Raw genomic sequence first — 22,206 nt, forward strand, 5'->3', positions numbered from 1 at the left:
GCAGAACCATCGTTACTGTGCCTCGACGACCTTTTTCCAGTCGGCCTCGAACGAAGCAAGGCCCTGGTCGGTCAGCGGGTGATGCAGGCATTTCTTAAGAGCGGCCATGGGGACGGTCGCAATATCGGCACCGAGTAGCGCCGCCTGGGTCACGTGATTGGGCGTGCGGACGGATGCGGTGATGATCTCGACGGTGTCGTCGACGTTCTTACCGGTCCAGTCATAGTTCTTGATGCAGGTCACAACGTTGTCGAGCTGCGAGATACCGTCCTCGGCGATGCCATCGAAGCGTCCCACAAACGGGCTGATGTAGCGGGCGCCGGCGTTGGCGGCCATCAAGGCCTGGGTCGGCGAGAAGACGAGCGTCATGTTGACGCGCACGCCCGCATCGGCCAGCGCGCGGCAGGCGGCGAGGCCGGCCTCGCAGACGGGGAGCTTGACCACAATGTTGGGGGCCAGGGCGGCAAGACGCTTGCCCTCCTCGATCATGCCCTCGGCAGTAGTCGCGGTGGACTCGGCAGACACGGGCAGACCCTCGCAGAGCTCGGCAATCTTGAGCATATGGGGCTCAAAGTCGGCGAGCTTACCGCCGGTCTTGGCGTACAGGGACGGATTGGTGGTGACGCCGGCAAGGCAGCCCCAGCTCTTGGCCTCGGCGATCTCGTCAAGGTTGGCGGTATCGATAAAGAACTTCATGGTACAAACTCCTTCGAATGAATAGCTAGCAATCTAAGGACAACGGCTCAATCACTGGTCGAACCAACGTCAGCGAGCGGGCAGCTGCCGTGGCAAGGTGGTGCGAAAGAGGAGCGAAGCGTACTTTGGTACGCGAGCGACGGCTTGAGCGCCAGATTGCCCGGCAGATGCTCGCGCAGCGTCGACCGGTCCGGCGTTTGTCAAAACGCCGGAACTACCTAGTCCTCGAGAGCCTTCTCGATGCGGCTCGTGACGCCCTTGAGGTTAAGACCGACGACGTACTGCTTAATCGGGCGCTTGATGTGCTCGATCACAAAGCGCTTGCCGTCGATGTCCTGGGCAGCGAGGTTGCGATAGAGCTTCTCGACCTGCTCCTTGACCTCGGGATCGTTGAACGCGTAGTGGCCGGAGACATCCAGAATCTTCAGGCTGAGCTCGTCGTCGGCCAGAATGTCGTCAACCTGCAGGTTGACATCATCGCCGGTCATCCACTTGCGCCAGCGCTCGGTCTTGATAGCCTTGACCAGCAGCGTGTGATACAGGTCGGAGGGATCGTCGCACAGGCCGTTGTCGACCAGAATCTGCTCGGTAGCGCAGAGCTTGAGGTAGGCGCGGGTCTCCTCGGTGCCGTACTGAGGGGCGACATTGGAAGCCGTCACGTGAGCCGGAATGTGCTCGAGCAGCGTCGCGTCGTCCAGGTAGTCGGCGTTGTGCTCCTTCAGGCCCACGCCGTAGCGCTTTGCCATGTCGGCGAGCTCGCGGGCGTTCTTAAAGTTGTAATGGCCAACCTGCTCGGTCCAACGGGTGAGCGTACCGGTCTGGCCGACGATAAAGGTGGGCATGGGGCAGCCGCGCTTCTCGAGCTCGGGCTGCAGCTGAGAAATGAACTCCTCGTACTTATCGGTAGAGGTCAAGCCGCCATTGGTCTCCTCGGTACCGACCTCATAGGCGACCTCGGGCAGGTTATGCTCGCGACGGTACTGCTCAAGGTAGTCGATAAGATCGATCGTGCGGCGAAGCACCACGTCGAGCGGAATAACCTTGCCGATCTGATAGGGGTCCTTGGTGGGGTCGACCATCAGCAGGTCAAAGCCTGCCTCCATGTCGGCGACGAAGGACTTGCGGGCGAGCTCCATGGCCTCGTCCTCGGGCAGGTGGGCGTTACGCTCCTCGTCGCGCTGCCACGGACCGCCGTGATCGCGGCACAGGTAGTACGGGCCGGTGTAACCCACCTCGTCGGCAACCTTCTTGATGTCGGCGGCAAAGCGCTTCTGGTCCCAACCGTTGACGTAGCCGGCGCCCATCTCGTCCATATCGACCTGGTTGCGGCTAGCGATAAACATGGGCGGGAAATCCTCGTCCTTGGCAAGCTCGAACACGGCCTGAATCAGGTTGGGGCTCATGGGGCCAATGCCGACCATGGTTGCGTGATCGCCGCTATCTTGCAGCTTGAGCATGCCCTGAACGGCCTGGCGGATGGTGAGGTTGGACATTTTGTTCTCCTTCTCCAGAGGATTTTTGACAAAAGTTCCCTGGGACCCAGATGCGGGCCCTATCAGTACGGATGGATTTTGTTGTGTAGGGGCGGTTGTGCGGAGTCAAATCCATCCCTCCGCACAACCGGAGCCCTTAAAGGGTTACTTGGCCTGCTTGTCGAGCGTGGGCTTCATGGCAATCAGGATTGCAGCGGCGACCACGGAGCCAATCACGATGTCCAGGCAGAACAGCGCGACGTTGTTGGTGGCAAGGGCGACAATAAAGCCACCGTGCGGGACGTAGCAGTCGATACCCTGGAAGGCGGCAAGCGCCGCACCCACGGCAGAACCGATGCAAATGCCGGGAAGGGTGTGACCGAGATCCTTGACCGCGAAGGGGATAGCGCCCTCGGTAATACCGATGCAGCCCATAAACAGTGCGGAGATACCCATCTGACGGTCAGCGTCATCGAACTTGTTCTTGGCAATGAGCGCAGCAAGGCCGCAAGCAATCGGGGGAATGGCGACAGCGACGCGGAACATACCGTTGGGGCCGTAGATGCCGGATGCCATGATGGCCATAGTAAAGGTCGAAGCGGTCTTGTTGACGGGACCACCCATATCGAAGGCGGTCATAACGCCAATGACCAGGCCCAGGACGACGGCGGAGCCGCCCTGCAGGCTTCCGAGCACGCTGGTGAGCCAATCCATCACAAAGCCAAGCGGCGTGGCCAGGATGTAGATGTAGGCCATGCCCAGGACGAGCGAGGTCAGAATCGGGATGATCAGGATCGGCATGATGGTCTGGATGGTGTTGTTGACCTTCCAGGTCTTCATCCAGCGGACAAAGTAACCACAGATGACAGCCATGATCATGGCGCCCAAGAAGCCGGTCGAAACGCTGTTGCCACTCGGGGTGACGACGGCGTTGTTGACCAAGTAGCCCAGGACAAAACCGGGGGCAAGCGCGGGCTTGCCGGCCATCGAGTAAGCGATGTATGCCGCAAGCACCGGAATCATCATAGAGATGCCGGCCATACCGATGGTGTTAAGGCTCACCATCAACGGGTTGGTGACCTCCATGCCGTTAGCACCGGCAGTACCGGATGCCAACGAGAAGGCGAGGAACACGCCACCGATAACGACAATGGGGATAAAATAGGAAACGCCGGTATTGAATGCATTGAGCAGCGTCTTACCAGGATCGGCAAAGATAGACTGCTTGGACGCCGGTGTCGGGGCCTGCGGGGCAGCGGAGACGGCCTTCTTCTCTGCCTTGGCCTCGGCCTTGGGCGCGTCAACGGCGCCACCCGTCGCCTTGATAATCTCAACAGCCTGGTCGATGATCTTGACCGGATCGGCGATCACATCGGAAGTACCGACCTTGAGGAACTTGCCCTCGGCCATCTTCTGCTCAAAACGGTCCTCGTTCTCGACACCCACGTCGACGGACTCCAGGACCAGGTCGGCGGAGTCCACGTCTTCCTGCGTGAGCTCATTCTCGATACCCAGGCCACCCTGAGCCTCGACCTTGCACTCGATGCCACGGGCGGCGCATTCATCCTGAATCGCCTTCTGGGCCATATACGTGTGGGCGATACCCACGGTACAGGCGGCAACGCCTACGATCTTCATTGCTTCCCTCTTTTCATAGAGTTGCGTGCGCAAGACACCGTTTGCGGAGGCCTCCGGAGCATCCCCTGCCGTTTGGACTTGCTGTCTTTTCGACAAGACCAATATAGGTGCTCATTTTTCTTAATACCAGCTTATTTCGGTAAACGCGCAGGTCAGAGCGTTGGTTATGCAATTTAGTTATGCGTTTAACCAAAAATGAATCCTGCGTTTTTGATCTCTTTTTTAAAAGTCAAGAAGTATTTAGATTTCTCGGTAGACGGCAGGCTTGCATAACCGCCACGAATTTCGGACCCCACGGATACGGTATTGTTGCATACTCATAAAAGGGCGAAAGGACAGGCAGAATCGTGTGCCCGCAACCCGAACGTGAACCACCGCGCCAAACAACGCAATTTGTCGGAAGGAGTCGCTGTGACCAAACAGCGCGTTACGATCGCAGACGTCGCCCGCGAGGCGGGAACTTCAACAGCCAGCGTCTCGTATTACCTCAACGACAAACGAGACAAGCTCAGCGACAAAACGCAGGCAAAGATCGCGCGCGTTATAAAGGAGCTGGGATACGTCCCCAACGCCCAGGCGCAAACACTCACCGGCAAACAGACCCGCGTCATCGCCATCATCATCTTGGATAACACCAACAAATGGGCGGGCCTCGTCCTCAACGGCATGGAGCAGGTCATGCTCCCCGCGGGCTACCAGACGGTTGTTTGCACGAGCAACTTTAACCCCGAGACCGAGCTCATGTATGTCGACAAAATGCTCTCGCTGGGCGTCGATGGCTTTATCATCCAGCCCACGGCAAACTTCAAAGCCGTGCACGACCGCATTAGACGCGCCGGCAAGCCGGTCGTCTTTTTCGATGCGGCCATCTATAGCCCAGGTACCAGCTGGATCAAGACCAACCTTTACGACGGTGTGTACAACGCCACGCAGGTACTCCTCGACGCCGGTTACGAAGATTTCTTTTCCATTGCCGCCAACATGACCGAAATGCGCACCCGCATGGAGCGTTTTCAGGGGTATGCCGAGGCGCTGGCAGCGAACGGACAGCTCTACAAAGCGATTTCCATCGACCACAACAAGCCGTCGGTCAGTGAGCTTACCGAGTACTTTAAATACAAGCTCAACCCCGCCAAGCGAACCCTTATCTTCGTGCAAAATCAGTGGGCACTTCCCCGTGTCTACAAGGCCCTCCAGCCCATGGCCCATCTGCTTCCGCAGCAAATCGGCCTTTTGGGACTCAACTGCGAAGACTGGACCAACCTCACCACGCCGACCGTCTCCACCATCATCGAGCCCGTCGACCAGGAAGGCAGAGAGGCGGCCGAGATGCTCCTCGCGCTACTCGATGGCAGCAGCACGCCCGGTGAGCAGCGTATTCTCGAATGCAAGCTCAACTGGCTCGGTTCTACCTCGATCTAGCCATACGTCAAAAATGAGGCAAATGAATCCGTAGCGTTTGTCCCAAATCTTAAGTATTTGTTCGATAGAACGCCCCTCGGCGGCTCCTGCTAGACTGGTAGACTCCCAACCGTCCGTCCAGGAGTCACCATGTCGCGCAAGTCCGCCTACAAGCAAGCACTTTCTATCGGCACCGCTGTGGTGCTGGGGTTTGCGCTGTTTACGGGATCGCTCGACGGAGCGCCCAGACTGCTCTCGCCGCAAAGTGATGAGCAGGCGGTAGCCCTGGCCGAGAAGCAAGACGAGAGTCCCAGCCGCACCGACGACGAGGCAGACCTGGTTGCCCGACTCGAATCGGGAACGGCAAACTCCACAGACTCCCAAAACAGCCCGAACTCTGGCGATAAGCCACATTCCGCCGCACCCGACACCGGTGATGACGCTTCCGCGGACAGCGCCGCCACCCCCATCGACGAGGTCGAAAACCCCAATCTCGACCGCGCCCGCGGCGTATACCTCAGCAGCATTCCTGACTACGCGGGTAACCCCTATGTTGCCCTGCGAGCCGACAGTACGCACCCGTTGGGCACACCATCATTCACGCTCGATGAATACGAGCACGCCGCCGAAGAGGGCTGCTTTAAGAAGTTCTCCAAGCTCGACAGCCTGGGCCGCACCCGCAAAGCGCTCGCTTGCGTGGGCCCCGAATCGCTCGGTCAAGGCGAGCGCGGCGATATCTCGCGTATCCATCCCGCCGGATGGCGCCAGCAGCGCTACGACTTTATTCCGGGCCAGAGCCTCTACAATCGCTGTCACCTCATCGCCTGGTCGCTCTGCGGCGAAAACGCCAACCGCAAGAATCTCCTCACCGGCACGCGTTATCTCAACGAAACGGGCATGCTGCCATTTGAGGAGCAGATTCTCGGCTACATCCGCGAGACGGGCAACCATGTGCTCTACCGTGTCACGCCCATGTACAACGAAGAGGAACTCGTCTGCCGTGGCGTGCGTCTTGAGGCGCAATCGGTCGAGGACCACGGCAAGGCCCTCTGCTTCCACGTGTACTGCTACAATCTGCAGCCGCATGTGCAGATCGACTACGCTACCGGCCGCAATCAGGCCTCGGGAGACTAGGGCCGGCCAAGCTGCCCCAAAACTTAAAATGAACCGTTTTCCTCCATCCCCCAGGGATCAAAAAGGGCCGCCTGGATTGCCCAGAGCGGCCCTTGCATCGGCATGTATGTTACAGACAACGCCCAACGCTACTTGGCACGGCCCTCCTCATAGCGCTCGACCAGCTTGGCCTGAACGTCATAAGGCACCTGCTCATAGCCCGCAGGCTTCATGGTAAAGTCGCCCGTGCCGCGCGTGATGGAGCGCAGACGCGTCGAGTAATCCGTCAGCTCGGCGAGAGGCGCCTGAGCGATGACCACGGTGTCTCCGCGCTCATCGGTCTCCATACCCGTCACGCGACCGCGCGAGGCCGAGATGTCGCCCATCACGGCGCCGGCGTAGCTCTCGGGAATAGTCACCGTGATTTCCTCGATGGGCTCCAGCACCACCGGGTCGGCGTCGGCGCATGCCTTGCGCAGGCCGATGCGAGCCGCCGCGCGGAACGCCATCTCGTTGGAGTCGACGCTGTGATACGACCCGTCGTACACAGCCACGCGAATGCCCGTAAGCGGGTAGCCGGCAATGATGCCGTCCTTCATGGTCTCCTGAACGCCCTTGTCCACGGCAGGGATCAGCGAGCGCGGAATGCGGCCGCCTACGACCTCGTCCACAAACTCATAGCCGTCGCTCGTACCGTCGGGCCCAATGAGCGGCTCTACGCGCAGCCAGCAGTCACCATACTGGCCGGCGCCGCCGGTCTGCTTCTTGTGGCGGCCCTGGGCAGTTGCCGTGCGGCGAATGGTCTCGCGATACGGGATGCGAATCGGCACGCTCTTGGCCGCGACCTTGGTACGGTCCTCAAGACGATTGAGCAGGACCGAAACCTGCGCCTCGCCCACCGCCGAAATGATGGTCTGGCCGGTCTCCTCGTCGCGGTCGATGCTCATGGTCGGATCGGCCTTGCATGCCTTCTCGATAAACGTGTAGAGCTTCTCTTCGTCGCCGCGATTCTCGGCCTCGATGGCGATGCGGTACTGCGAGTTGGGGAACTTAAACGCCGCGGCCTCGACCTTGCCGGTAATCGAGAGCGTATCGCCCGTCTCGGCCGCCAGCTTGGGCGCCACGATGATATCGCCGGCATAGGCGTGACCGACCTCGGTCATGTCGCGGCCGCACATCACATACAGGTGAGCCAGACGATCGCTCTTGCGGGTGCGCGCGTTGATCAGCTCAAGGCCCGGCTCAAGCGTACCCGTCAGCACCTTGATGAAGCTGATGCGACCCTGCTGAGGATCGGCCAGGGTCTTAAACACAAACGCCACCGGGCGGTCATCGTCGCTCGAGATCTTGAGCGAATCACCGTCGATGAGCGGCATCTCGCCGTAGTCCGTCGGCGCCGGGAAGTACGTGGCGATGTCGTCCATCAGCGAGTTGACGCCCTGCTCCTTAATGCAATCGCCCGCAAAGACCGGCACAAAGATGCGCTCGGCGATCGCCTTCGACAGCAGGCCTTCAAGCTCCTCCTGCGTCAGCGTCTCCTCGCCTTCCAAGTACTTCATCATCAGTTCGTCGTCAGCCTCGGACACCAGCTCGCACAGATGGTCATGGGCCTCCTCGGCCTGGGCACGATACTCCTCGGGAATCTCCGACTCAACGGCTTCGGCGCCGTTGCAATGGCGCGCCTTCATGCGCACCAGGTCGATGATACCGTCAAAGTCCTCGCCCTCGCCCCAGGGAAGGGTCACGGCGCCCAGGCGCGTGCCAAAGCGCTCCTGCAGCAGGTCCATCGTGGTCGCAAAGCTGGCCTCGGAGCGCGACAGGCGGTTTACGAACACCGCACGCGCCAGACGCAGGTCCTCGGCGGCATACCAGAGCTTAACCGTCGTAGGCTGCGGGCCGGCCTCGGCGTCGACCACAAACAGAGCCGTCTCGCAGACGCTCATCGCGGCAAAGGCGTCGCCGATAAAATCGGGGTAGCACGGGGCATCGAGCACATTGATGCGCGCACCCTTCCAGTCGATCGGCGCAATGGTCGTCGAGATGGAAAACGCACGCTTGACCTCTTCGGGGTCATAGTCGAGCGTGGGCTTGGTGCCGTCGTGGCCGCCCAGGCGGGCGGTCTTGCCGGAAAGGTGGAGCATGGCCTCGGCGAGTGAAGTCTTGCCCACCCCACCTTGGCCTACGAGCACCACGTTCCTTACGTTACCGGTCTTGGGAGCACCCATGATGACCTCCTTGCAGGGCCGCGCGCAATGCGCGACGCCAACGGGGAGAGTTCGCGGTCGATGCCGTCCCGGGAGCAGCATGGTCGGCAGCCGATCCGGCTCACCCTCCAAATGTCCTATGCCACCACCCTACCCTCGCGGGCGACTGTCCATGCACACCTTTCGGCGCACGTATGAATACGGGCGGCGAGAGGAGGGGGCAAACGCCTGAGGCGGTTATTAAGTCCCATCGGCGCAAATAAAAACCGCCGCAGGCCATAAGACCTGCAGCGGTTTCGCCTCAATGTCTACTTGAGCCTAGCCCTCGATACGGCTCAGGAACTCGCGCGTTCGCCGTTCGCGCGGATGGCCGATAACCTGCTCGGCAGGACCCTCCTCTACAATGCGACCGCCGTCCATAAAGACCACGCGATCGGCAACATCGCGCGCAAACTGCATCGCATGGGTCACGATCACCATCGTCATATTCTGCGCGGCAAGGTCTTTAATGACGCGCAGCACCTCGGCCGTTAGCTCGGGATCGAGTGCCGAGGTCGGCTCATCGAAGAACAAGATCTCTGGATCGAGCGCCAAGGCGCGCGCAATACTCACACGTTGCTGCTGACCGCCCGAAAGCTCGCATGGCACCTTGTTCTCGTTGCCCGTAAGCCCCATCTGCGCGATCAACTCACGCGCACGTGCTTCGACCTGCTCGCGCGGGCGCTTGAGCACGCGGATCGGAGCGTCGGTAATGTTTTTCATCACGGTATAGTGCGGGAACAAATTGTAGTTCTGAAACACCAGACCAAAGCGCGAGCGCGCCTGCTTGGGCACATCGCCTTTCGCATACACCGTGCCCGATCCCGCATCCGTCGCAACGGCTAGATCACCAAACGAAAGCGAGCCGCCGTCAAGCGTCTCGAGCAGCGTGGCGCAGCGCAACAGCGTTGACTTACCGCCGCCCGAAGGTCCGATAATCGCCACGACCTCGCCGCGCTTTACCTCGAGCGAGATATCCTTGAGCACCTCATTGCCACCAAACGCCTTGCGCGCGCTCGTTATATTCATTACCGTTCCGGACACGGGAACCTCCATGTGTTTGAAAAGCACGACGGAACAGGCTAGTCGTGGTAGTAGTCAAGTCGCTTTTCGGCGGCGCCCAGCAGCATCTCGACCACAAAGTTAAAGACCCAGTAGATCAGTGCCGCAATCGCAAACGGCACCATGCTCACTTGAGAGGCAACCAGTGCCTTGGCCGTCGAGAACATCTCCCCCACGCCGATGGCAAACGCCAGCGACGTGTCCTTGACCAGCGTGATGATCTCGTTGCCCATCGCCGGCAAAATGCGCTTGGCGACCTGCGGCATCACAATGTACAAAAACGTCTGCAGGCGTGAGTAACCCAGCACCTCGGCGGCCTCATATTGACCACGCGGGATAGACTGCAAACCCGAGCGATAGATCTCGGCAAAGTAGCCGGCATAGTTGATGATGAATGCCACAACGCACGCTGTCCACTTGGAATCGGGCGTGAGCGAAATACCAAAGACATAATACGGAGCAAAGTAGATGGCAAACATCTGCAGCATGAGCGGCGTACCGCGCATGACCGAAATGTAGATGCGCGCAATCCAACGCAGCGGCGCGATTTTGCTCATACGCATGAACGCCACGGGAATTCCCAGGGGAATCGAGCCCAACAGCGTGAGCACAAACAACTGCAAACTGACCAAGAAACCCTGGCCAAGCATCTGCATCATGACCTGAATAGACAACCCAAGCTCTCTTTCACAGCAACAGAACAGCAGGTGTTAATTGAAATAGGCACAGTGCCCAAGATTGCGAGCGACAAGCCCGACGAAGCGTACTTTGGTACGCGAGGAGGGTTGGAGCCGCAAGGTTGGGTGCTGTGGCTATTTCAAAACCCAGTTGTCGAAGGATAGACCGTAGCTCGCATACTTGTCGCACAGGTCCTTGACTGTACCGTCCTCATAGAGCGCCTTGAGCGACTCGGTCACGGCGTCGGCCGACTTGGTGTCGCCCTTTTTAAAGCCAACGGCGTAGTGCTCGCTGGACAGCGGCTTGTCAAGTTGCGTATAGGCATCGGGCTTGGCGGCAAGCTGATACTGGGCGATCGAAAGGTCGCAAGCCACCGCTTCGACCGCGCCGCTCTCGAGCTGCATAAAAGCCGTGTTGTACTCGCCGATGGTATCGAGCGTGGCAAACGTCGCCGCCAGATCCTTCTGGTCACCCTCTAGCACATCCTGCGCGGCAGAATCGGTCTGGGTAATCACGGTCTTGCCGGCAAGGTCGTCCCAATTCTTGATGCCCGCATCCTTCTTGACCACCAGCACCTGCTCATTGAGCATGTACGGCTCGGAGAACGTGTAGTCGTCCTCGCGGCCCTCCATGGTAAAGCCGTTCCAGATGCAGTTGATGGCGCCCGAGTTGAGCAGCGTATCCTTGGCGTCCCAGTCGATGGCCTCGTACTTGACCTCCCAGCCCTGCTTATCGGCAACTGCCTTGGCCAAATCGAGATCAAAGCCGGTGTACTCGCCATCGTCGCCCACAAAGCCATACGGAGGATAGGACTTGTCAAAGCCCACCACGAGCTTCTTAGACTCCACAACGCCCTTGGCGTCCTTTGCCGCGGCAGAGCCGGCAGTGGAACCCTTGTCGGCACCACCGCCGCAGCCGACAAGACCAAGGCCAAGCACCGTGGCGAGCGAGCCGGCTAGACCAACAAACTGACGACGAGACATATCGGTATTCATGGTATTCCCCCTTGATGGCACTTTAGCTAAGTAAAGTGAGTCATGTAACGTTCAGAATCATACACTTTAGCGTGATAGAGCACAAGGCGAGTTTGCCCGCCGCGTGAGGGGTGTGGGGGTTAAGTTTCCTGCTCTACAGTCCTGCTCACGACGGAGGCCACATTAAGTGGCCTCCTGTTCGTGCGGAACTCGCGATAAACTTAACCCCCACACCCCTCACGCGGCGGGCAACCGTCGTTGGGCTTATCACTGACACGATTAAACCGCTTGCATATCGTCTGCTTGCTTGGCACGGTACAATACTTGCAGCTTTAATTCATGAATTAGTGGAGTTATTGATGGCAGAATCTCGTGCGGAGCGTAAGGCTCGTCGTGCTTTGATCGAGGCGGCTGAGGGGTCGGAAGAGAAAAAATCTTCTAAGAAATCCAAGTCGTCTCAGGACACGAAGGGTAAGTCGGCCAAGGGCAAGGCTAAGACCAAGCGCCCCAGCTTTCGTCGGGGCGAGGATAAGGCGCCTCAAGCTCGTTCCAAGCGCTCGCATAATGAGTCGTCCCGGTCCGCTCATAAGGCCGTTGATCCCAAGTCGCCTTGTTCCATCATGAAAGCTTGCGGTGGATGCACGGCGCTCAACAGGCCTTATAAGAAGCAGCTGGCGACCAAGCAGGCTGCTATGGATGAACTTTTTGCTGCTCTTTGCGAGCGTGAGGGCATAACCGTCGATCCCATTCGCGGTATGGACGTTACTCTGGGCGACCCGGGCAAATATCCTGCGCCGCGTGGTTTTCGCCATAAGGCCGCCACTCCCTTTGCCCCCGGCAAAGGGGGCGCTGTCCGCTGCGGCTTTTTTGAGCGCGGCACGCACAGAATCGTCGCTGTTCCCGAATGCCCCGTCGAGGCGCCGGGAGCCCGTCAGATTCTTAACGGCATTGCGCGTGAGGCCGAGCGCCTGCACATTCCCGCCTTTAACGAGGACAAGCATCTGGGCCTGCTTCGCTATGCCGTCGTTCGCTGCGGCTGGCGCACCGACCAGATCATGATCACCCTCGTTACCGCCCAGCGCGACCTGCCGCATGCGCAGGAATTCTTTGAGGCCATCGCCGCACTCGATCCGCGTATCGTCACCGTCGCCCAAAACATCAACGGACGCCCTGGCAACGCCATCCTGGGTGAGGAAACCCACATCGTGTATGGCGCTGAATGCATGCGCGACCAGCTACTCGGCTGCGAGTTCGATATCTCCCCCACCGCGTTCTACCAGACCAACCCGCAGCAGACCGAGCTGCTCTACCAGCTCGCTATCGACGGTATGGATCTGCACCAGGGCGATGTTCTCATGGATGCCTACTGCGGCAGCGGCACCATCGGTCTTTGCGCAGCTAAAGAAGCTCAGAACAAGGGCATCGGCATCATGTTACTTGGCGTGGAGCGCAACCCGGCGGGCATTGCCGACGCACGCCGCAACGCCGAGCTCAACGGTCTTACCCGCAGCGCCTGGTTTATGGCCGACGATGCCACCGACTACATCCTAGATGCCGCCGACAACAACGAGCGCGTCACCGTCCTTTCCATCGATCCGCCGCGTGCCGGCTCTACCCCCGAGTTCCTCGAAGCCGCCTGCGCGCTTAGACCTCGCCGCATCACCTATATCAGCTGCAACCCTGTGACCCAAGAGCGTGACCTGTACCAGCTCCTCGACGGTGGCTATCGCCTGCTCAAGATCACGCCCGTCGACATGTTCCCCCATACCGACCACACCGAAACTGTAGCGGTCCTCGAGCGCCGCTAATCCACCGGTACAAGAAGGGGGCGACCCGTCTGGGCCGCCCCCTTACTTGGTTCATGAACTCCGCTACATCCTCTTGCGCAGGTCACACACGCCGGCTGCCGCCATCTCGCGCAGTAGCGTCTCGCGGTCGCGCGTCACGATCAAATCCAGCGGAAAGTGAATCTCGTCGAGCATCTTGCGCGCTTGGTCGAGCTTACCAATTGCCATACCAATGTGCGCATCGGTCGAGACGCCAATTCCCACGCCCAGCTCGGCGCACCGCTCGGCAATCTTGCGGCACACGTCCCAATGCTCGGCATCCACGCCATGCTCAAGACTGTGATTGTTGATCTCGATGATCTTGTGCTTAGCCTTAGCAGCAAGCAACACCTCGTCGATATCGAACGGCACGCCCGATCGACCCGTATGCCCCAGCATAAACACCTTGGGGTGCTCCAGAGCATTGATATACATCTCGGTCGTCTGGGCCAGCGTCGCGCCTTCAGCGAACTGCGGATTATGCACGCTTGCAACCAAATAATCCAAATTACGCGTAACCCGATCGAACAGCGAATGCTGACGGCTGTACGAATCGCCGGCAATATCGAGCGTGACAGGAGTGTCCTCACCAAACAGACTTCCGTCCAGCGAAACGATATCGGCCTCGGCGCCACGCAGCACCAACACGCCGCTCCAAATGCGCGGCCATATATCCTGGTTGATAAAGAACTGGTAACTGCGCAGGTCATTGGGGCAAGCCGTAACCATAGAGCTCAGATGGTCGGCAGATCCAAGCACCTGCAGGCCACGCTCTGCCGCCCAGTACACATTCTCCTCAATGGTCGAATATGCATGCGCAGAGAACATCGTATGGGTATGAATGTCACAGGAAAGCAGGTAGGGCATCAGGTCTCCTTATCTGGTATGGCCGTCGCGTATATTCATTGTACGCATAGCCTTCGATAGTCGTAAAACCGCTCCATCCCAAAGACACAACGTCCATGACAACGGGGTCCGGTTTAACACCAAACCCCGTTTCACGTAAAACATTGTAGGCAGAGCGCTCTGCTTTTAACGATACTCGTCCGCCAACTGTTTCCAAGCGGGTAGCGAATTGATAATCGTTTCGTAACTCACGCAATAACCCAAGCGGAACCAACCCGGCATGCCAAAGCTATCCGAAGGCACCGCGAGCAACTCGTACTTCTTTGCACGCTCGCAAAAAGCGTTTGCGTCGGGCTCGAGCGCCTTCACCCACAGATAGAAAGCGCCGTCCGGCTCAACGTAGGTGTAGCCGTACCCCGCCAATGCGTCGGTGAGCGCCGTTCGGTTGCGAGCATAGGCTTCGACATCACTCGGCTCATCGATGCAGTCGATAATCACGCGCTGGAAGAGCGCCGGTGCGCACACAAAACCCAGTGTACGGGCGGCACCGGCGACGGCCGGCATAAGGCGAGCAGCCTGAGGATTGGTGTTGGGAACCAAGATCCAGCCCACACGCTCACCCGGCAGCGACAGCGACTTGGAATACGAATAGCACACGACGGTGTTCTCGTAGATTGAGGGTACCCAGGGCACCTCGGCACCGTACACGATCTCGCGGTACGGCTCATCCGAGATGAGCATAATCGGATTCTCGGGATCACGCTTGGCATTGACCTCGCGCAGAACATTGGCCAGTCGCGTCAGCGTGTCGCGCGTATATACGGCACCGGTCGGGTTGTTGGGCGAGTCGATAATGACGGCCGCCGTCTTATCAGTAATCGCCTTGAGCACGTTGCCCACACTCAGCTGGAACGTGTCTTCATCGGCGGGTGCCTCGACACACGTACAGCCGGCCTTCTCAATCCACACGCGATACTCCGGAAAGTACGGGGCGATAACAATGACCTCGTCACCGGGGTTGGTAACAGCGTTGAGCGTGCAGGTGAGCGAAGCCGCCGCACCCACGGTCATAAAGACATTTTTACCCTCATAGCTCGTGCCAAAACGACGGTTGAGCGACTCGGCCACAGCGACACGACATTGCGGTAGGCCTGGTGCGGGCGTGTATCCGTGCAGTTGGTCGCTCGGCAGCTCCAAGGCCTTTTTGATGGACTCCGCCACGGCAGCGGGCGCCGGAACACTCGGGTTGCCCAGCGAAAAATCGAATACGTTCTCCGCACCGATCCGTGCCTTGCGTTCAAGTCCATAGCTAAAGATCTCGCGGATGATAGAGCTTTCCGCGCCGCGAGCAAACATGGTTTCGTTGATCATCTGTTCCCCTTTCGCATAGGCGGTATTGTACGCTTTAGTCAAGCAAAGTACCGCAGCAATGTTAATTGGGGACAGACTTAAATGCGTGAAAACGCTCATTTAAGTCTGTCCCCAATCAACAGATGGCCCCATATCGCTCGAAAAAAGCCTCCGCAGGTTTCCCCGCGGAGGCTCTCGCGACAAAGACTACTCGTCGGCCTCGGTGTCGCCATCGGCCTTTTTTGTGTCAGCAGCCTCGACATCGTCAGCGCTATCGGATGCGACTTCGGCATCTTCCTGCATGGCCGCCTGCGCAAAAGCTGCGGCATCAGCCGCCAGCTCCTCCTCGCTCATACGAGGCGTGCGCTTTTTGGTCGGCACGCCGCCCGCCTTGGCGTTGCGCTCCTCCTTGGCTGCCAGAATGTCGCCCTCGCGCTCAAGGTAGGCATCCCAGTCGTTGTCGAGCAGGGCGTTCACGGCGTCGCCTTCGACGGTCTCGCGCTCAAGCAGCACCTTCGCCATCAGATCGAGCTGATCGCGACGGGCATCCAAAATCTCAACAGCACGGCGATGGGCCTCACGCATGATGCGCTGAACCTCGATATCGATGCGGCGCGCCGTCTCCTCGGAGTAATCCTGGTGATCGGCATAATCGCGACCAAGGAACACCTGATGCTGTGCCTCGCCAAACACTTGCGTGCCCAGCTCCTCGCTCATGCCCAAACGCGTAACCATCTCGCGCGCCATCTTGGTCGCGCGCTCCAGATCGTTGCTCGCGCCCGATGTAATGTCATCGCACATGAGCTCCTCGGCAACGCGACCGCCCAAGAACACGGCAAGCTCGTCGAGCATCTCGTTCTTGGTCTTGAGGAAGTGATCCTCCTGCGGAAGCTGCAGCGTATAGCCCAGAGCCTGACCGCGGCTGACAATCGAAATCTTGTGAACCGGATCGGAGTGCTCCAGGATGTGACCCACCAGAGCATGACCGCTCTCGTGGTAGGCAATCGTGGTGCGCTCGGCTTCGGTCATCACGCGCCCCTTGCGCTGCGGTCCTGCAATCACGCGCTCCATCGATTCTTCGACCTCGTCCATCGAGATCACGGAGCGATGACGGCGAGCGGCAAGCAGTGCGGACTCGTTGAGCAGGTTTGCCAGATCGGCACCGGTAAAGCCAACGGTCATCTGGGCGAGCTTCTCAAACTTAACGTCCTCATCCATTGGCTTGTTCTCGGCATGCACGCGCAAGATCTGCTCGCGCCCCTTCACATCCGGGCGGTCGACCGTAACCTGGCGGTCAAAACGACCGGGGCGCAGCAATGCCGGATCCAGAATATCGGGGCGGTTGGTCGCGGCGATCAGGATGACCGATTCGCTTTCCTCAAAACCGTCCATTTCGACCAGCAGCTGGTTGAGCGTCTGCTCGCGCTCGTCGTGACCGCCGCCCAGACCGGCTCCGCGCTGACGTCCCACGGCATCGATCTCGTCAATGAAGATGATCGACGGAGCCTGAGACTTGGCCTCCTTAAAGAGGTCGCGCACGCGGCTGGCGCCGACGCCCACGAACATCTCGACAAAGTCAGAGCCCGAGATGCTAAAGAACGGGACACCGGCCTCTCCGGCAACGGCCTTGGCCAGTAACGTCTTACCGGTACCCGGAGGGCCCACCAGCAAAACGCCGCGCGGGATCTTGGCACCCAGCTTGCGATAACGGTCCGGATCGCTCAAGAAATCGCGAATCTCTTCGAGCTCCTCAACAGCCTCGTCCACGCCGGCAACGTCTTCGAACTTGACCTTGGGACGCGTAGCCTCGTTGGTCTTGGCGTTGGTCTTGCCAAACTGCATGTTCCTATTATTGGCGCCCATCATCTGGCGCATAAAGTAGAACATGATGGCGATCAGGGCAATCGTCGGCAGTACGCTCATCGCCAAGTCGCCCCAAAAATCGGGGTCGTTGGTGTTGACGATGTACTTAGTGTCGGGATGCTCCGCCATGAGCTCGGCAAGCGAATCGGAGCCGACATAGGTCGAGGAAAAGCTCTTGAGCTCACTCGTGTCGCCCTTGTCCTTTTTCGCCTTCCAGTAATGACCCGTCACGCTTCCGTCCTGAACCGTATAGGTCAGATCTTCGACGCGATCCTGCTTGATAGCGCTCACCATCTCGCTCGTCGCGAGCTTAACGGTATTGCTGGAGCTGGCAAAGCCGGAGCCCATATTAAAGAAGGCGTAGCCCAGAAGTGCGCAAGCCAAAAGAAAATACAGCCAGCCCGTACGTGTGGGTTTCTTGCCTCCGGGCATCCCCGGAATCTTAGGGTCCCGGGGTGTCTGGGAATTGTAGTCGTTACGGTCGTCGGGCATCTTACGAATAAACCTCCGGTTTCAAAATGCCCAGATACGGAAGGTTGCGATAGCGCTCGGCATAGTCGAGGCCGTAGCCCACCACAAAGGCATCGGGGCAATGGGTTCCAACATACTTGGGCGTAATGGCCGAGATGCGGTCCTCAACGTCCTTCCACAGGAAGGCGGCGACCTCCAGAGAAGCGGGCTTGCGGCTCTCAAGGTTCTTCATCAGATACTTGAGCGTCAGGCCCGAGTCCAGAATGTCTTCAACGATCAGCACGTCACGACCGCGGATATCGATATCAAGGTCTTTGATGATACGCACGATGCCCGAGGACTTCACACCGTCGCCATAGCTCGAAACGGCCATGAAATCGATATTGGTCGGCAGCTCGATCTTGCGCATCAGGTCGCCCATAAAGACCACAGCGCCGCGCAAGACCGCAATCAGCACCAGATCCTTACCCGCGTAGTCGCGCGTAATCTCCTCGCCCAGGCGAGAGACGATGCCGTCGATATCCTCCTGCGTAAACAGAACCTTCTCGATATCCGGATGTTGAGAAGCCATGACAACCCTTTCTTGTGCTTAATCGCCCACACACCGCCGTATGGACGCGAACTACACATTCTAGCAGCGCACGGGGTATATTTTCCAGCCCGTGCACCATCAGCGCGGGAATACCGTCAACGCCGCACAGAAAAACTGGTGCGAGGGGCTAATCCGCGTCGACCACGCGAAGCAGATAGGCCACACGCGTCGCCGCCGTGCACTTAAAGCGTTCGTCCGCGCGAACTCCGGCGACCCACACCACGACACCCCCCGGTGCCGTCCTTACCACGGGCACGCCGGTGCGCTCGGAAACGGGAATACGAGCCTCGCACAACAAGTCGGATACCTTCTTGCTTCGGCCACTCATGCCTAACGGGCACATCACGTCTCCCGGTGCGGGACCGTCCACCCACAGGCGCGCCAATCGCCCCTCGGCAGGAACCTCGCCGCGCGAGCCCGCCAAGATCCGCTCGCTATCGCTGTTGGCAAAACCCAGGGCAGCCGCGTCCACCAAAGCTGCCACTTCCCCAGCAGCCGCAAGCTCACGGGCGCGGCGCACGATATCGCATCCCGGCTCAACGGCTATCGCTTCTGTGACCAGCATACGTCCCCCGCCCAACGACATACGGCCGGGTATGGTAATCCAGTCCGCAACCAAGCCCTCACGAGCCGCCGGTGCCTTAAACGCCAGCATGCCAAACTCAACACGTGCGTCAATCCCCGCCGGAAGCGTAACCGAACCCGCACCCTCGGCAACACAGGAGAGGACTCGCTCCACATGGCGCATCTCTGGGCGAGCGTCCGGATCGATGCGTTTAATCGCCAGTCGCACGATGCGCCGCGCGATTACCACCTCGGCCGCAGCAAGGCGTCTGGCATCAAGCACCAGCGCGCCCGCTGCCTCTTTGCGCAGGCAGCTTCGAAACGCCTGTGCCGACAACTGGGATAGAAACGCATCCTCATCACCCAAGATCTCACAGGCGGCACCAATCGTCTTGCACACGCTCGCATTACGCTGCGCCAGCACTGGCATTACCCGGTGGCGAACGTAGTTTCGCAGATACGAGATATCTTCGTTGGTCTCGTCCTCGCGCCACGGCTGACCATGCACCTGCAGATAGCCCACAAGCTCGCCATGAGTTAGGTCGAGCAAGGGGCGTACCACAATATTCCTTCGGCGGGGAATGCTCGAGAGCCCAGCAGGGCCCGACCCCTTAATGGCGTTCATCAAAAATGTTTCCGCGCGGTCTGAAGAGGTATGGGCAGTACAGATGCGCGCCGCCGTTCTCGGCGCCCCCATCTTGGCACAAAGCTCACGAACATACCTTCGCGCCGCGGCATAACGCACCTCGCGCGCAGCCGCCTCGATATTGCCCGACTCCCCATCAAAATAGGCGTGCTCCACACACAGCGGCAAGCCATATTGTGCGCAGAGCTCGCGCACAAAGGCCTCGTCGCCGTCGGACGCCTTGCCTCGCAGGTGATGGTTTACATGAAGCACATGTAGGCGCTCGCGAGCAATGGGGGCAACGCCGCGTCCATCTTGGATATCCAGCTTTGATGTGCACGCCATAAGAAGCAGTGCCGTCGAGTCCGCACCGCCTGATACCATGAGCACCACAGGAGCAGCCTGCTGCCTCGTCCGGGTCTCATCGACTGCCCCGGGTACGGCATGGTGTCCGTAATGCTGTGATACCGTTGGCATTCGCTTCCTCCTCTATTCGTCAGCACTCATTGTATCCTTTGGAATCTTATGTCTCGCCTGCACCTTCATATCCTCGGCAGCGGCTCTAAAGGCAACTGCGCACTCATCGAGGGCCCGCAGGGGCTCATTATGGTCGATGACGGACTGTCCCGCCGCGAAACACTCAAACGCATGGCTGAGCTCGGCCTTTCGGCAGACGACGTGTCCGCCCTTGTTGTCACCCATGAGCACAGCGACCACATTAAGGGGCTTGAGGTGTGGTGCAAACATTGGAACGGACCGGTCTTTTCCAGCAGGGGCACGCTCGCATCAAAGGAAAGCCTTGCACATCTGTCTGTTGAGGAATTCGACCCAGGTGACGCCCTCTCTATTGCTGGAGTCCACATTCAAACGTATTCGACATCGCACGACGTTGTCAATCCTGTCGGCTACCGTTTTGATGCCCAGGGTGATTCGGTTGGCTTTGCCACCGACACCGGCGAGTTGTCGAAGCATGCCATCGATACGCTCAGGGACTGTCGCGTTCTCGCGCTCGAAAGCAACCACGATGTAGCCATGCTGCGTCAAGGAGACTATCCTCGCTTTCTTCAGGAACGCATCCTGTCTGCAAAAGGGCATCTCTCCAACGATCAGGCCGCCGATGCCGCACGCGCGCTGGTAACCGATCGCACCGAGCAGCTTATCGCGATGCACATTAGCCAAGACAACAATCGCCCAAGCCTTACCGTCAAAAGCTACGCAAGCTCACTTGGGGCAACACTCGACAACGAGCTTGGTAGCACCGCCACCCGCGTTGAGGGGCCACATAAACTCACAATACGTCCCGCCGGGCAATATCGGCCCATGACCATTCAGTAGGCCGTCTCAAATATTCAGTAGGCCGTCTCAAATATTCAGTAGGCTGTCTCAAATAGAAAAGGGGGCCGGGAATCGCTTCCCAGCCCCCTTAGCTCAGGCACCGATGTTAATGGCCGATAACGTTAATCGATGAAAATCTTCGTAACATTCTTCTTCTCGACAATCTTAGGAACCGTAACAGTAAGGATGCCGTCAGCATACTTTGCAGAAAGGCCCTCGCTCGAAGCATCCTTCAGGTACACACCGCGCGTCGCGCTGTAAGAGCAAAACTCCTTCTGCAGGTAGTTCTTGTCCTTGTTCTCTTCGCTCTCCTCAACATTCACGCTAATGGAAAGACGACCCTCATTGAGCTCAACGTCGATGTCGTCCTTCGCGACGCCAGTCAAATAGGCCTTAACCTCGTAACCGTCGCCCTTGTCCTCAACATCAACGGGAAACGCCTTGGAGGCGATCGAGTTGTTTGCCAGATCGGTCATATCATCAAACAGATCGAACAACGAGCTAGCAGAGGGACGAACACCAAAAACCGAACGATAAGGAACCATGCTTGCCATGACTACCACTCCTTTAAGGGACTGCCGAGCCATCTTCTAGGTGGCAGGGACTTCTTTTGACGCTTTAATATATGCCCATCCATTTCTTATATATACATTTTGATATAAAGTTTTTTGAGTCTCTATCTATAAGCATATCTAAGTCTGTATGACTAAGGTTTAATGAGGTCAAGGTTCTTTGAACCGTGCCTTAAATACCAAATGTGCCCTGGCTAAACAAAGCTGGGGCTTACAATGAGCGTATACACAATATTAATGACAACCTAAGGGCATCATGGACGATCAAGCCTCCGACAATTCGTATGATCAGATGCAGAACGATAAATCAACCTATCCGCAGACCATACGCTACCATCGTCCCCATATTTCCCAAGAGCCTATTGACGATACAGAGCCTGAATATGTAACTCGCAATCGTTATCAAACCCTTGAAGAATCTCAATCAGGTCGCAAACATATGGGCGTCGCACCGAGCGAATCGGCGTATCTCAAAGATGCCCCCTTATCCAAAAACAGCGCATGCAACCAGGAGCAGGCCCAAACACCCGCTAAGCAACAACGAAGAGAGCCTCGCCCTAAGCAGACCCTAACGCATTCTGCCCGCTATTTAGAGACGCCGAAGCAAGGAAAATCGATATTTATATCGTCTAGCAGACGACGCAAACAGCACCGGCTCCAAATCGCGCTCTTGATCATTGCCATCGCGGCAATCGCGCTGGTCATTCGTTTAATTTTCTTCAAATAGAAAAGACAATTAAGCCGTAGGGGCTTTAGGTTTACAACGCCCAAACGAAAAAGGGGGAGGCCGCGAGGCCTCCCCCTTCTCGATTCTCGATGACGGCTCGGTGCCGTCCACCGGTCAGCGGCGCCCTGGCCTCCCACGGGCTGGCCCCGCAGTACTCT

At 58.5% G+C, this 22,206-nt stretch carries 18 protein-coding genes; 5 read left to right on the top strand and 13 right to left on the bottom strand.

From position 1 onward, the window contains the following. Positions 1 to 12 precede the first annotated feature (12 nt). The 3 genes from ACTQ40_RS06705 to ACTQ40_RS06715 form a co-directional block, all read right to left on the bottom strand. On the bottom strand, positions 13 to 696 hold the full coding sequence (locus ACTQ40_RS06705; RefSeq protein ID WP_441563666.1) for a transaldolase family protein: 684 nt from the start codon (positions 694 to 696) through the stop codon (positions 13 to 15). A gap of 218 nt (positions 697 to 914) precedes the next feature. Then, the gene (locus ACTQ40_RS06710) at positions 915 to 2,189 is read right to left on the bottom strand and encodes a class II D-tagatose-bisphosphate aldolase non-catalytic subunit (protein WP_427719788.1); all 1,275 of its coding nucleotides are present in this window, start codon (positions 2,187 to 2,189) and stop codon (positions 915 to 917) included. A 144-nt stretch (positions 2,190 to 2,333) separates the two neighbouring features. Continuing rightward, positions 2,334 to 3,806 carry a PTS fructose transporter subunit IIC gene (locus ACTQ40_RS06715; RefSeq protein WP_441016594.1) on the bottom strand — a complete coding sequence of 491 codons (1,473 nt, stop codon included), beginning with the start codon at positions 3,804 to 3,806 and terminating at the stop codon, positions 2,334 to 2,336. 411 nt (positions 3,807 to 4,217) lie between these two features. Between ACTQ40_RS06715 and ACTQ40_RS06720 the strand changes: the two genes are divergently transcribed. Together ACTQ40_RS06720 and ACTQ40_RS06725 are read left to right on the top strand one after the other, a co-directional pair. After that, on the top strand, positions 4,218 to 5,228 hold the full coding sequence (locus ACTQ40_RS06720; protein WP_441048885.1) for a LacI family DNA-binding transcriptional regulator: 1,011 nt from the start codon (positions 4,218 to 4,220) through the stop codon (positions 5,226 to 5,228). Positions 5,229 to 5,357: 129 nt separating this feature from the next. Beyond that, positions 5,358 to 6,341, top strand: a complete 984-nt coding sequence (locus ACTQ40_RS06725; protein WP_441563667.1) for a DNA/RNA non-specific endonuclease — start codon at positions 5,358 to 5,360, stop codon at positions 6,339 to 6,341. Positions 6,342 to 6,469: 128 nt separating this feature from the next. Here the strand turns inward: ACTQ40_RS06725 and ACTQ40_RS06730 are convergent, their stop codons facing one another. The 4 genes from ACTQ40_RS06730 to ACTQ40_RS06745 form a co-directional block, all read right to left on the bottom strand. Next, positions 6,470 to 8,545: an elongation factor G gene (locus ACTQ40_RS06730; RefSeq protein WP_154517778.1), complete on the bottom strand. Its 2,076-nt coding sequence runs from the start codon at positions 8,543 to 8,545 to the stop codon at positions 6,470 to 6,472. 297 nt (positions 8,546 to 8,842) lie between these two features. Continuing rightward, positions 8,843 to 9,592: an amino acid ABC transporter ATP-binding protein gene (locus ACTQ40_RS06735; RefSeq protein WP_195838601.1), complete on the bottom strand. Its 750-nt coding sequence runs from the start codon at positions 9,590 to 9,592 to the stop codon at positions 8,843 to 8,845. Positions 9,593 to 9,645: 53 nt separating this feature from the next. Then, positions 9,646 to 10,299: an amino acid ABC transporter permease gene (locus tag ACTQ40_RS06740; RefSeq protein ID WP_233502679.1), complete on the bottom strand. Its 654-nt coding sequence runs from the start codon at positions 10,297 to 10,299 to the stop codon at positions 9,646 to 9,648. A gap of 138 nt (positions 10,300 to 10,437) precedes the next feature. Then, complete coding sequence (locus ACTQ40_RS06745; RefSeq protein WP_441563668.1) at positions 10,438 to 11,298, bottom strand: transporter substrate-binding domain-containing protein; 861 nt, start codon at positions 11,296 to 11,298, stop codon at positions 10,438 to 10,440. Positions 11,299 to 11,636: 338 nt separating this feature from the next. Between ACTQ40_RS06745 and rlmD the strand changes: the two genes are divergently transcribed. Next, on the top strand, positions 11,637 to 13,085 hold the full coding sequence (gene rlmD, locus ACTQ40_RS06750; protein ID WP_441563669.1) for a 23S rRNA (uracil(1939)-C(5))-methyltransferase RlmD: 1,449 nt from the start codon (positions 11,637 to 11,639) through the stop codon (positions 13,083 to 13,085). 63 nt (positions 13,086 to 13,148) lie between these two features. On the opposite strand, the gene ACTQ40_RS06755 is transcribed toward rlmD, so the two are convergent. From ACTQ40_RS06755 to tilS, 5 genes are all read right to left on the bottom strand, one after another. Beyond that, complete coding sequence (locus ACTQ40_RS06755; RefSeq protein WP_441563670.1) at positions 13,149 to 13,970, bottom strand: phosphatase; 822 nt, start codon at positions 13,968 to 13,970, stop codon at positions 13,149 to 13,151. Positions 13,971 to 14,135: 165 nt separating this feature from the next. Further along, positions 14,136 to 15,320: a pyridoxal phosphate-dependent aminotransferase gene (locus tag ACTQ40_RS06760; RefSeq protein WP_441563671.1), complete on the bottom strand. Its 1,185-nt coding sequence runs from the start codon at positions 15,318 to 15,320 to the stop codon at positions 14,136 to 14,138. 186 nt (positions 15,321 to 15,506) lie between these two features. Beyond that, positions 15,507 to 17,654: an ATP-dependent zinc metalloprotease FtsH gene (gene ftsH / locus ACTQ40_RS06765; RefSeq protein ID WP_441049310.1), complete on the bottom strand. Its 2,148-nt coding sequence runs from the start codon at positions 17,652 to 17,654 to the stop codon at positions 15,507 to 15,509. A 1-nt stretch (position 17,655) separates the two neighbouring features. Then, positions 17,656 to 18,204 (bottom strand): hypoxanthine phosphoribosyltransferase, encoded by a 549-nt coding sequence (gene hpt / locus ACTQ40_RS06770; protein WP_154517754.1) that lies wholly within the window; start codon positions 18,202 to 18,204, stop codon positions 17,656 to 17,658. A 148-nt stretch (positions 18,205 to 18,352) separates the two neighbouring features. Beyond that, positions 18,353 to 19,891 carry a tRNA lysidine(34) synthetase TilS gene (gene tilS, locus ACTQ40_RS06775; RefSeq protein ID WP_441540779.1) on the bottom strand — a complete coding sequence of 513 codons (1,539 nt, stop codon included), beginning with the start codon at positions 19,889 to 19,891 and terminating at the stop codon, positions 18,353 to 18,355. A 48-nt stretch (positions 19,892 to 19,939) separates the two neighbouring features. Here tilS and ACTQ40_RS06780 point away from each other — a divergent pair, with 48 nt between their 5' ends. Continuing rightward, positions 19,940 to 20,749 carry an MBL fold metallo-hydrolase gene (locus ACTQ40_RS06780; protein ID WP_427728791.1) on the top strand — a complete coding sequence of 270 codons (810 nt, stop codon included), beginning with the start codon at positions 19,940 to 19,942 and terminating at the stop codon, positions 20,747 to 20,749. Positions 20,750 to 20,871: 122 nt separating this feature from the next. On the opposite strand, the gene ACTQ40_RS06785 is transcribed toward ACTQ40_RS06780, so the two are convergent. Next, complete coding sequence (locus ACTQ40_RS06785) at positions 20,872 to 21,303, bottom strand: Hsp20 family protein (RefSeq protein ID WP_427728790.1); 432 nt, start codon at positions 21,301 to 21,303, stop codon at positions 20,872 to 20,874. A gap of 274 nt (positions 21,304 to 21,577) precedes the next feature. On the opposite strand from ACTQ40_RS06785, the gene ACTQ40_RS06790 reads away from it, so the two are divergent. Further along, positions 21,578 to 22,048, top strand: a complete 471-nt coding sequence (locus ACTQ40_RS06790; protein ID WP_441563672.1) for a hypothetical protein — start codon at positions 21,578 to 21,580, stop codon at positions 22,046 to 22,048. The last annotated feature ends 158 nt before the right edge of the window (positions 22,049 to 22,206 follow it).

It is taken from the genome of Collinsella sp. Sow4_D11 (genome assembly GCF_052116465.1).
Lineage (GTDB): Bacteria > Actinomycetota > Coriobacteriia > Coriobacteriales > Coriobacteriaceae > Collinsella.

What these genes read in the sequence shown, in the direction of transcription:
- ACTQ40_RS06705 (WP_441563666.1), bottom strand. Translation starts at nt 696, where the DNA reads ATGAAGTTCTTTATCGATACCGCCAACCTTGACGAGATCGCCGAGGCC.
- ACTQ40_RS06710 (WP_427719788.1), bottom strand. Translation starts at nt 2,189, where the DNA reads ATGTCCAACCTCACCATCCGCCAGGCCGTTCAGGGCATGCTCAAGCTG.
- ACTQ40_RS06715 (WP_441016594.1), bottom strand. Translation starts at nt 3,806, where the DNA reads ATGAAGATCGTAGGCGTTGCCGCCTGTACCGTGGGTATCGCCCACACG.
- ACTQ40_RS06725 (WP_441563667.1), top strand. Translation starts at nt 5,358, where the DNA reads ATGTCGCGCAAGTCCGCCTACAAGCAAGCACTTTCTATCGGCACCGCT.
- ACTQ40_RS06730 (WP_154517778.1), bottom strand. Translation starts at nt 8,545, where the DNA reads ATGGGTGCTCCCAAGACCGGTAACGTAAGGAACGTGGTGCTCGTAGGC.
- ACTQ40_RS06735 (WP_195838601.1), bottom strand. Translation starts at nt 9,592, where the DNA reads ATGAATATAACGAGCGCGCGCAAGGCGTTTGGTGGCAATGAGGTGCTC.
- ACTQ40_RS06745 (WP_441563668.1), bottom strand. Translation starts at nt 11,298, where the DNA reads ATGAATACCGATATGTCTCGTCGTCAGTTTGTTGGTCTAGCCGGCTCG.
- rlmD (WP_441563669.1), top strand. Translation starts at nt 11,637, where the DNA reads ATGGCAGAATCTCGTGCGGAGCGTAAGGCTCGTCGTGCTTTGATCGAG.
- ACTQ40_RS06755 (WP_441563670.1), bottom strand. Translation starts at nt 13,970, where the DNA reads ATGCCCTACCTGCTTTCCTGTGACATTCATACCCATACGATGTTCTCT.
- ACTQ40_RS06760 (WP_441563671.1), bottom strand. Translation starts at nt 15,320, where the DNA reads ATGATCAACGAAACCATGTTTGCTCGCGGCGCGGAAAGCTCTATCATC.
- ftsH (WP_441049310.1), bottom strand. Translation starts at nt 17,654, where the DNA reads ATGCCCGACGACCGTAACGACTACAATTCCCAGACACCCCGGGACCCT.
- hpt (WP_154517754.1), bottom strand. Translation starts at nt 18,204, where the DNA reads ATGGCTTCTCAACATCCGGATATCGAGAAGGTTCTGTTTACGCAGGAG.
- tilS (WP_441540779.1), bottom strand. Translation starts at nt 19,891, where the DNA reads ATGCCAACGGTATCACAGCATTACGGACACCATGCCGTACCCGGGGCA.
- ACTQ40_RS06780 (WP_427728791.1), top strand. Translation starts at nt 19,940, where the DNA reads ATGTCTCGCCTGCACCTTCATATCCTCGGCAGCGGCTCTAAAGGCAAC.
- ACTQ40_RS06785 (WP_427728790.1), bottom strand. Translation starts at nt 21,303, where the DNA reads ATGGCAAGCATGGTTCCTTATCGTTCGGTTTTTGGTGTTCGTCCCTCT.
- ACTQ40_RS06790 (WP_441563672.1), top strand. Translation starts at nt 21,578, where the DNA reads ATGGACGATCAAGCCTCCGACAATTCGTATGATCAGATGCAGAACGAT.